Source organism: Rhizobium sp. UFLA01-1127 (assembly GCF_059803845.1).
In genome coordinates, this window is record NZ_JAUQTZ010000216.1 from 1 (window position 1) to 6,875 (window position 6,875).

Genomic DNA, 6,875 nt, shown 5'->3' on the forward strand with positions numbered 1-6,875 from the left:
CGATATACTGATCGCCAATGCCGGCGGGCATGGTGTCGGACCGACGGTCAGCATGTCGGATGAAACATGGGACCTCGCCGTCCGTCTCAATCTCAACACCGCCTTTGTCAGCGCCCGTGAATCCCTGCCGCATCTCATCAAGAACCACGGCAACATCGTCGTTCTCGCCTCGATCGCTGGGCTCTTTGCCGGACCGGATGCCGCGGGCTACGTCACGATGAAACATGGCTGCATCGGCCTTGCGAAATCGCTGGCGCGTGACTACGGCCGCAAGGGTGTGCGCACCAATACCGTCTGCCCCGGCTGGGTTTCGACCGCGATGGCCGACGAGCAGATGCAAGTCATCGTCGAAAAGTTCAAGTTGAAGACCATCGAGGAGGCCTACGCGCTCGTCACCAAGGACGTGCCGCTCGGCCGCCCGGCGACCGCCGAAGATGTCGCCAACGCCGTCTGCTTTCTGGCCTCGAGCGAAGCTTCGATGATCAATGGCGCAATCCTGACTGTCGACGGCGGTGCCGGCACTGTCGATTTGCCCACCCTCGCCTTTGCGGACTGATCAAGAGGAGGAACAGCCATGAACCAAAATCCAAAAGATTGGAAAACCTACGACGAATTCGCCTACGGCATCGATACGAACCGGCTGCCGGCAACCGAGGCCCTTACCGGCTCGTCTTACAAAATCGGCTTTGACGACGGCCGCACGCTCACGCTCGCCTTCGCCAACGGCAAGGTCAAATGGTCCGAAGGCGAGGACGGCGACACCGACAAGGCGGAAGTGATCGAAGTCGCGCCCAAAACCTATTTCGTGGAGATCGTCTTTGCCAGCCGTCCCAAGGAAGCCGAAACGCTGATCCTCAATACCGAAACGCGTCGCGTGCTTTCCATCTGCTCGGTTGTCCGTGATCTCAAGGAGTCCGTCGGCGAGCCGCAGGTTGCCCAGATCTTCCGGCCGGGTGTCATCGAGGGTGGCGCGGCGAGCGGGCCGGTGCCGCATGAGACCCGCGATCTGATCGGGCTCAGGGCGCATTTCACCTATAGCCCCAACCATGTCTATGAGCACACCTATCTCTCGTCCGGGCGCTACGCCTGGCAGTGCCTCGTTGGCGTGCAGCGCGGCCATGGCGACGTCGATCTCACGACGACCTACAAATTCGACGACAATCTCTACGTCTTCACTTTCCGGGAGTTCAAGATCGCGGTCGCATCCACATTCCTCTATAATTTCAATGATATGCGTTCGACAGGCAAGTTCCTCGGCATCACCGGCGACGGCCGTATCCAGAACAGCCCGGCCGGCGCCTTCATCCGTAAGGCTTCGATGACCTACTATCTGCCCGGCCAGGAACCAGTGTGAGGACGCCATGCGCAAAGCATTCGATATCGTAAAGGCACATTACGACGCCAACGACCGCCGCGACATGGATGGCATGCTCGCCGACATCGCTCCGGACTGCCGCTGGACGGAGATGGACGGTTTTCCCTGTGCTGGCACCTATGTCGGCCCGCAGGAGGTGTTCGAGAACGTCTTTCAAGCGCTCAGCGAGGCCTTCGACGGATACCGCTTTAAGCTGGAACGTCTTCTCGACGCCGGCGACGAGGTGGTTGGTGTCGGAGACTATAGCGGCACGCACAAGCGGACGGGCAAAGCCTTCAAAGCCCGCGTCGTCCATGTCTGGGGCGTGGCCGGCGGTAAGATCAGGCGTTTCGAGCAGTTCACGGATACGCTGAGAGTGGCCGAATCCATGCGATGAGACATCGAGGTGGCCCGGCGGAGTGCCGAGTCACCTTACGCTTTCTACGAAATCCTTGCCTTGCGCCATTGCGACGGCGAAACGCCATAGCGATGGCGGAATGCTCTTGAAAAATGCGCACTGGAGGAAAAGCCGAGCGCGAAGGCGATCCAGGATATCTCCCCGGCATGGCCGCCGGCGGCGCGTAGTTGCTCGGCCGCTCTCTGCAGGCGCAGGTCCCAGATGTAGTCCGAGGGCGTCAGGCACTCGACTTCGAATGCGCGATAGACGTAGCGCACCGAGCAGCCCATGCGGCGCGCGATCATGGCAACGCTCAGCTCCGGTCGCGCGAGATTGCCGTCGATGAATTCCTTGATCCGCTGCAGCAGCAGATCCAGCGGATTGACGACCGGCCTTGCCTGCTGAAGGTCCGTATCCATCAGGGTGCGGACAAGATCGATCATGGTCTGGCCGACGCCGGAGCGCCGTGCTTCGTCGAGATGGTCGATCTCATGCATGGTCGAATCCATCAGCGACAGCAGAATCCGGCACATGGCGTGATGCTCTGCATGTGCCGTGAAAGGCCGCACCAGTCGTTCAACCGCGGCATGGGGCAGCGCGTGACGTGGCAATTGCAACAGCAATTGGCGAACCGGAGTGCTGTTCGTCAGCATATAGGGGTGGCTGGGATCGTAGATCACGAGCGCGTTCGGCGAAACCGGCACATGCAGTCCGCCCTGGGCAAGCAAGGCGCTGCCTTCGGTCTGCACCAGCAGCTTGATCGTGTCCGGATCGCTCGGCGCGGCCATGACGCGCTCGCCAAAAACGACATGCCGATCTGCCTCCAACCGCGTCAGCCGGCAAGCGCCCAGCGTGGCCGATGTCATCCGGCTTTTTTCCTCGTCGGCCGCGCTGAAATCGAGCCGAACATTTCCGAACAGGTTGCGAGCCAGTCCCGCAAAAGCTCGCCCATTGGCGCTCTCGAGATATCGTTGAAATGCCGCAGCCATGCCAGATACCTCCGCTTCAGCTCGCCAGATAGGCGCCGTGGAGAATGTCCGGCTGTGCTCTGAGGGTTACGGCTGCGCCTGTGAAAACGAGGCATCCACGCTCCAGCACAAGCGCCTGATCGGCGAGATCGAGTGCAAGGTTGGCGAACTGCTCGATCAGCAGAACGCCGATACCACTGGCGGCCGCGATCTTCAGCGCCTCTGCCAGGCGCTTAACCACGGCCGGCGCCAGACCGAGCGACAACTCGTCGACGATCATGAAACGGGGCTTGGCGACGAAGGCCTGCGCCATCGCGACCATCTGCTTCTGGCCGCCGGAAAGATCCGATGCCGATTGACGTCGCCGCTCGGCAAGTTCGGGAAAGATTTCATAGGCATGTTCCAGTCCTTGCCGGCGGGCTGCCGCCGAACCCTCGAGTGCTGCCACGAGAATATTGTCCTCCACGGAAAGCTGCCCAAGCACGCGATGTCCTTCAGGGACGAGCGCAAGACCGGCCCGGCGAATGCTGTCAGGCGAAAACCCTTCGAGCGTCATACTGCCCAAACGCACGGAGCCGCCACGCGGCAGGACGCCCGCCATGGCCATGACGGTGCTCGACTTGCCGGCCCCGTTGGCGCCAAGCAGTGTCGTGATCTTGCCGGCCGCGACCGAAAAGGAAACACCATGAATGACGCGCTTGCCGCCGCGCTCGACAACGAGGTTCTCGACGCTCACTTCCGATGCGAGGTTCATGTCAGAACTCCCCCAGATAGGCGCGGCGCACATTGGGATCGGCGAGCACCGTGTGTGTTGGGCCGAGCGCCAGAAGCTTGCCGTAGTCGAGCACCATGGTTTCGCTGCACATGGAGCGGATGAGATCGACATCGTGATCGATGATCAGCACCTGCGCGCGGAACTCGGCCGGGATGCGCAGCACCAGCTCGCGAAAGGCTTTGCCTTCCTCTTCGGTGAGGCCCGCGGCCGGCTCATCGAGCAGAACGAGCTTCGGCTCGCCGACCACGCATTTCGCGAGCTCGACTAGGCGGCGTTGAAAGAGATTGAGGGATTGGCCGAGCCGATCGGCGACCGCCGTCAGGCCGACAAAGGAAAGAGCCTGATCGACAGCGCCCGACCGATGCCCGGTGACGACGACATGATCGGCGATCGCGGCGATATTGCCGGCGACCGACAGGTCCTCGACCACCTGCTCGGTCTGGAACGAGCGGCGCAACCCTGCCCGAACGCGCTGCAGCGGCGTCATCGGCAGCAATGCCCGTTCGCCAAGCGAGACCGACCCCTGAATTGGCTTCACGAAACCGGAGAGCACATTGAGCAAAGTGGTCTTGCCTGCACCGTTCGGGCCGATAAGGCCGGCCACCGGCGCCGTCAGCACGGCGCTGAGTTCGTTGATCGGCCTGACGCCGCCGAATTGAACGATGAGATTATCGATTTTGATCATCGTGTCCTCTCGCGGGAAAGGCCGGCGCTCAGCCGGCGGATCAGCGCCGATATCTGGCCGGCGATGCCGGCCGGTGCCGTGGCCAGCGCATGAAAGAGCGCGACGCCGAAAATCCCGATCGTGACGTAACCATCGATACCAAGATCGGTCAGCAAGGCCGGCACCGCGCGCAGCAGCAGACCGGAGATCAAGGCGCCGTACCAATTGAAGACACCGCCGACGATGGCGAGCGCAAAGAGATTGAGACTTTCGAAAGCTCCGAAGGCACGCCCGTCGAGCTGGCCGACATTACCCGCAAGCAGGCCGCCTGCAAGGCCGGCGAGAAAGCCGCTCAGTGCGAATGCCCAGGCCTTGTAGATTAAGACATTGACGCCGCTTGCAACCGCGACGGTCTCGCCCTTGCGGATCAGCGCCCACGCCCGGCCGGGACGGGAAAGCTTATGCCATTGTGCGATCAGCAGACCGATCGCTGCCGCCCCACAGACATAAAGGAAATAGGCGACTTCCCCCTCGGCGATCGCAGGTCTTGCCAGCATTGCGCGACCGGAGCCGTCAGCCCGCCCCAGAAAGCCGGGACCTCCATCTGGAAAACCCCAGGCGCTGATGACGATCTGAAAGGCGCCGGCCAGCATCAGCGTCACGAGCGCGAGATAGAGACCACGCAGACGCAGCGCCGGCACGCCGAATGCCAGCCCCACCACCGACGCGGCGACAGCTCCGGCGAGCAGGCTCAACTCGAAAGGCGGGTGAAATGCGTGGCCGATGCGCAGCGTCGCCCATCCGCCGACGCCGACAAGCGCAAATTGGCAAAGGGAGACCAGACCAAGCTGGCCATAGAGAATGGCGAGCCCCGCAACCGACAGCGAAAGTGCCACGGCAGACGTTGCGGCAGACAGCCAAAAGGAATTGGCAAGGCAGGCGACGACGACCGAAAAAGCCAGCATCGTCACGGGCACATGAAGAAGCTGCTTGGGCAGGCGCATCATCGATATGCCTTCGGCGTCTGGGGCGATTGTTTGCTCCTGAACGGTCATCGGTCCTTCAACGCGACTTTCGCGGTGCCTCCGAGGATTGTGACTGCGACAAGCGCGATGATGAACGGCGCCGCCGCGCGATAGGGTGATATCCAGGCGATCGGCGTCAGGACGGCTTCGGCAATGCCGATCAGAATGCCGGCGACGGCCGTTTGCCACAGCGACTGCAACTGACCGAGGATCGCAGCGGCGATTGCGGGTATGACCAGCAGTGTCAGAAAGGTTCCCTGCAGCCGCACGAGATCGGCAAGCAACAGCCCGGCCAAGCCCGAGAAGATACCCGTAATGATCCAGGCGGCAGTTTCCGTGTAAAGGATGCGTACGCCCAGAACGGCGCTGAGATCGCGGTCATTGGCAAGGGCGCGCATGTCCAGGCCGAGACGCGTTCGGTTCAGGAGCAGCGTGATTGCTACGACCATGGCGACGGCAAGGATGATGGCGATGATACGTGTCAAAGTCAGGCGAACCTCGAAGAGAGAAACGAACATCTGATCGGTCGGGAACTGCAGGCGGCGCGGGAGCTCGCCCCAGATGACGCCCATGATCGCGATCAGGACGAGCGCCGGCGCCAATGTTCCGACGGCACGTACGACGATATCGCGATGCGACAGCATGGGTGCGAATACCCGGCCATAGAGAAAGCTGATCGCGGTCGAGACGGCAACGGCGGCAAGGATGGCGGCGGCTAGCGGCATCTTCCACTCGAGCAATTGCCAGGCGCAATGCGCGCCGATTGCGCCGAACGCACCAAACGCGAAATTGAGAACGCCGGTCGCTCGAAACAGAACCACGAGGCCGACACCGGACAGCGCGTAGACAGCGCCTATCCCAAGCCCGGATATGATGAAAGGCAGGATGTTCATAAATCGATCCTCTCGGGTCGCCCAGTTCCGCGGCCTACGGTCGCGGAACACATTGGCAAACGTCAGGGGCAAGCCTCTGGGTTCAGTTGATGCCCGCTGACTTTTCGAAGGCGCGCACGTCCTTCAGTTCAAGGTCCGGCGACGGTGCGCAATCGGATACGACCTTCCACTTGCCGCCTTCACTGACGGCCATGCGCGTCGTGGAATTGGCGTTGTGGCGGGCCTGACCATCACCGAAATACCAGGGAGCGCAGAAGATATCGCTTTTGAAGTTCTTGATCTGGCGCACGGCAGCGGATGCCGTCTCGCGGTTGATGTTGCCGGGATCGAGCGTCATCAAGGCCTTCTCAGCAATGCGGGCCGACAGGTAACCGGCCTGAGCGAAGGTATCGCGCGGGTCGGACTTCTGGCCATACTGATCCATGACGGCCAGCCAATTCTGGTTGTCGGGCGTTTTGGCTTCGAGATCGTTGAACTCCATGTTGACGGTGAAATTTCCGTCCCAGCCGGCGCCGATCGTTCCCGGCACCGAAAGATCATAAGCCGAGGCGGCGCTTAGGAACTTTATACTCTGGTTCAGCCCCTGCTCTTCAGCGGCTGTCAGAAGCGGCACCGTGACGCCTTTGGGCAGACCCAGGATGATCACGTCGGGTTTGGAAGCCGCCGCCTGCAGAATGATCGACGTCGAATCGGCCGTGCCGGGGTCCATCAATATTATCTGAGCCTTCAGGCCTTTTTCCTTTGCGAGCTGGGTAACGCCCTCGCAGGACCAGGTTCCGACATTCGGAATATTCGGCCC

At 61.6% G+C, this 6,875-nt stretch carries 9 protein-coding genes; 3 read left to right on the forward strand and 6 right to left on the reverse strand.

What is annotated here, in order from left to right:
* The 3 genes from Q4Q11_RS30220 to Q4Q11_RS30230 form a co-directional block, all read left to right on the forward strand.
* Positions 1-556: SDR family NAD(P)-dependent oxidoreductase (locus Q4Q11_RS30220; RefSeq protein WP_498571778.1), on the forward strand; the 556-nt coding region annotated here is incomplete at its 5' end.
* Positions 557-574: 18 nt separating this feature from the next.
* On the forward strand, positions 575-1,354 hold the full coding sequence (locus tag Q4Q11_RS30225; protein ID WP_498571779.1) for a MoaF C-terminal domain-containing protein: 780 nt from the start codon (positions 575-577) through the stop codon (positions 1,352-1,354).
* A 7-nt stretch (positions 1,355-1,361) separates the two neighbouring features.
* On the forward strand, positions 1,362-1,751 hold the full coding sequence (locus Q4Q11_RS30230; RefSeq protein WP_498571780.1) for a nuclear transport factor 2 family protein: 390 nt from the start codon (positions 1,362-1,364) through the stop codon (positions 1,749-1,751).
* Between the two features lie 44 nt (positions 1,752-1,795).
* Here the strand turns inward: Q4Q11_RS30230 and Q4Q11_RS30235 are convergent, their stop codons facing one another.
* From Q4Q11_RS30235 to Q4Q11_RS30260, 6 genes are all read right to left on the reverse strand, one after another.
* A complete protein-coding gene (locus Q4Q11_RS30235; protein WP_498571781.1) occupies positions 1,796-2,740 on the reverse strand; it encodes an AraC-like ligand-binding domain-containing protein in 945 nt (314 codons plus the stop codon).
* Positions 2,741-2,756: 16 nt separating this feature from the next.
* Positions 2,757-3,473: an ABC transporter ATP-binding protein gene (locus tag Q4Q11_RS30240; protein ID WP_498571782.1), complete on the reverse strand. Its 717-nt coding sequence runs from the start codon at positions 3,471-3,473 to the stop codon at positions 2,757-2,759.
* 1 nt (position 3,474) lies between these two features.
* On the reverse strand, positions 3,475-4,179 hold the full coding sequence (locus tag Q4Q11_RS30245) for an ABC transporter ATP-binding protein (protein ID WP_498571783.1): 705 nt from the start codon (positions 4,177-4,179) through the stop codon (positions 3,475-3,477).
* Positions 4,176-5,213, reverse strand: a complete 1,038-nt coding sequence (locus Q4Q11_RS30250) for a branched-chain amino acid ABC transporter permease (RefSeq protein ID WP_498571784.1) — start codon at positions 5,211-5,213, stop codon at positions 4,176-4,178. The genes Q4Q11_RS30245 and Q4Q11_RS30250 overlap by 4 nt, the downstream gene beginning before the upstream one ends.
* Positions 5,210-6,076, reverse strand: a complete 867-nt coding sequence (locus Q4Q11_RS30255; protein ID WP_498571785.1) for a branched-chain amino acid ABC transporter permease — start codon at positions 6,074-6,076, stop codon at positions 5,210-5,212. Before Q4Q11_RS30255 ends, Q4Q11_RS30250 begins: the two co-directional genes overlap by 4 nt.
* Positions 6,077-6,158: 82 nt before the next feature.
* Positions 6,159-6,875, reverse strand: a 717-nt coding sequence (locus tag Q4Q11_RS30260; protein ID WP_498571786.1) for an ABC transporter substrate-binding protein, incomplete at its 5' end; no start/stop codon positions are given.